The sequence below is a fragment of the Thioalkalivibrio sp. genome, assembly GCF_007692535.1.
Classification (GTDB): Bacteria; Pseudomonadota; Gammaproteobacteria; order Ectothiorhodospirales; family Ectothiorhodospiraceae; genus Thioalkalivibrio.
The window spans coordinates 1-2,831 of record NZ_REBW01000129.1; the positions used below are offsets into that span (position 1 = coordinate 1).

Here is a 2,831-nt window from a genome sequence, read left to right on the forward strand (position 1 = left end):
TGACCTTTGGTGTCTCGGGCGGGCGCGGCGGTTGCGATGCCTTGGGTGGCCTGGACGGAGGCGTCGCCGCTCTTGGTTGGGCAGCCACCTGCTGCGCCCGAGGGCCGGGCGAAGGCGCCGAGGCCTTCGGGGCGCGGTCCGAGTCCTTGGCGTCAGGCACCGCTGCCGGTCCGAACAGCCCACGATCAATCTCCCCCCAGACGCTGCTGCGCCCGTCCTGCGCCGTGGATTCCCCGCCGCGGCTCTTCCCCGACGCCCCCTCATCCCCGAGAGCATCGCCGTAGTCGGGTAGCGCCAGTTCCTCGTGCTGCAACTCCCCGGTCACGGTCTCGGCATCTTCAGCCGTCAGGGTATGGCGCCTGCCGATGTAGCCGTGCAGCAGCAGCCGGCTGCAGATCAGGTTGATCCGGCGCGGCACGCCCTGGCTGAACGCGTGCACGATCGGCAGCACCCCGGGCTCCAGGGACGGATCTCCTGTCCAGCCGGCGCACTCCAGCCGGTGCCGGACATAGCCGATGGTCTCCTCCGGGGTCAGCGCTTCCAGCCGCCACGCCGCGATCAGGCGCTGGTGCACCTGCTCCATCGCCGGCACGCGGACGATCTCCCGCAGCGAGTCCTGGCCCAACAGGGCGATCTGCAGCAGCGGTTCACCGTTGTGTTGCAGGTTGGTCAGCAGCCGCAGTTCCTCCAGCGCAGAGGACGCGAGGTCCTGGGCCTCGTCGATGATCAGCAGCGTGCGCAGGCCCTTGCGGTGCTGATCATTGAAAAACTCGATCAGATGCTGCAGCACGACCGCCTTCTGCGGCGCCTCGACGTCCAGCCCGAAGGCATGGGCTGCCATCAACAGCAGGTCCTCGGCCTCCAGCTGCGTGCTGACCAGGGTCCCGGCAACGACCTCCTTGTTCGGGAGCGTGGACAACAGGTCGTTCACCAGCGTGGTCTTGCCGGTTCCGGGCCGGCCGGTGACCATCACGAAGCCCTCGGCTCGATACAGGGCGTACTGGATATAGGCCTTCGCGCGCGCGTAGCTGCGGTGGCTGTAGCAGAAGCGATGGTCTGCACTGAGGCGGAAGGGGTCCGCCTTCAGCCCGTAAAAGCCTTCATACATAACTGCGGGATCTCTCGTTGCCTGCCCGGGCAGCGGGCATTGCATGGCACTGCGACCAGTCTCAGGGTGGCTGACGCTCTTCGTCAAGCACGCATGGAGCGCGTTGGCAACCCATCCTTGCGCCGGACCTCCGCCGGCCGAGGGTTCCACGGAACCGGGAGATGGTTCAAACTGCGCGCGAAGTCGGGTTGAATTCTGTATTGTGCACGCTTTAGTCCCTTGAAATCCGAGTACGGCATGGAGGAACGGCAGTGAAAGCGATATCCCTTGTAGCCCGTCGAATCCCCGCGGCCCTGGTGCTGCTCATCGGTGCAGTGTTCCTCTTGCCCGCCTGCACCACCACCCCCAGCTATCCCGAATTGCCCGCAACAGCGGCGGGCCCGGTGGCTCCTGACTACATCATCGGCCCGGGCGACAACGTCAATATCTTCGTCTGGCAGCAACCGGATCTGTCCGTAACGGTACCCGTACGACCGGACGGCCGGATCACCACGCCCCTGGCGGAGGACGTCGCGGCGGCCGGCAAGACGCCGACGCAACTGGCGCGGGATATGGAACGCGTGCTGTCGGAATACGTCCGTGATCCGGTGGTGACGGTGATCGTCAGCGGCATCGTCGGGCCCTACAGCCAGCAGGTCCGGGTGATTGGACAGGCCGCAGACCCGCAGGCCATCCCCTATCGTGAAAACATGACCGCATTGGACGTGATGATCGCGGTTCGCGGCCTGACCGACTTCGCGGCCGGCAACCGGGCGAGCATCGTTCGTGTCGTCGACGGCGAGACCAAGCAGTTCGGCGTACGCCTGGACGACCTGGTCAAGCGCGGCGACATCAGTGCCAACGTCCACATGCTGCCGGGTGACATTCTGGTCATCCCGGAAACCTGGTTCTAGTCGACGCTGACGCCGAGGCTGGTGTTCGGTACGGTTGCCACGGCGTCCGGACCGAGCACCGAACAGGTTGAAAAGATTCGGATGGTCGGTGGCCGCGACAACTGCGGGGACCGGTCCTACGAACACGGCTAGCACGGAGCGACGACATGAGTTTGAACAGGTTGGGCTGGGCGGTTGCCGCGGGGTTCGTGCTGCTGCCCCTTTCCGCCGCCGTGATGGCACAGGCGGAATACGCCGGCTGGGCTGTCACGCCGCAGGTCTCCATCAGCCAGATCTATTCCGACAATATCGGGCTGGCGCCCCGGGGTGAGGAGGACGACGAGTTCGTCACCGAGCTCGATCTCGGTGTCGCCCTGCGCCGCGAGGGAAGCCGGACGCGTGCGCGGCTCGATTACACCCTGCGCGGTCTGGCCTACTGGAGCGACAGCGACTCCAACGATGTGTTCCACCAGCTGGATGCCGACTCGCGTACCAACCTGGTTCCAGAGCGCCTGTTCCTGGATGCGTCAGCAAACTACGATCAGCGCGTGCGTTCGACGAGCGGCCGCACGGGTGACCTCGTGAACATCGGCGTCGACCGCACCGACGTCTTCCGGTTTCGCATCAGCCCTGTCTATGTGCATCGGTTTGAGGATGTGGCGGCCGCAGAGCTCCGCTACAGCCACGACCGCGTGTACTACGAAGAGTCCGACGCGAGGGATATCGACAGCGAGCGCAATCGCGTGCGCGCCACACTGGACAGTGGGCCCATGTTCTCGCGCGTCGGATGGGGGCTCTCGTTCGAGCGCAGCGAAGAGGATTTCGACGACGGCTCCTCGGTCACCTTTCAG

At 65.6% G+C, this 2,831-nt stretch carries 3 protein-coding genes; 2 read left to right on the forward strand and 1 reads right to left on the reverse strand.

Features of this window, described 5'->3' with window-relative positions; translation table 11 throughout:
* Nucleotides 1-1,108, reverse strand: a 1,108-nt coding sequence (locus EA346_RS06805) for an AAA family ATPase (RefSeq protein ID WP_296756934.1), incomplete at its 3' end; no start/stop codon positions are given.
* A gap of 260 nt (nt 1,109-1,368) precedes the next feature.
* Between EA346_RS06805 and EA346_RS06810 the strand changes: the two genes are divergently transcribed.
* Complete coding sequence (locus EA346_RS06810; RefSeq protein WP_296756938.1) at nt 1,369-2,001, forward strand: XrtA/PEP-CTERM system exopolysaccharide export protein; 633 nt, start codon at nt 1,369-1,371, stop codon at nt 1,999-2,001.
* A 146-nt stretch (nt 2,002-2,147) separates the two neighbouring features.
* Nucleotides 2,148-2,831 (forward strand): TIGR03016 family PEP-CTERM system-associated outer membrane protein (locus EA346_RS06815; RefSeq protein ID WP_296756936.1); only part of this gene is annotated, 684 nt, incomplete at its 3' end.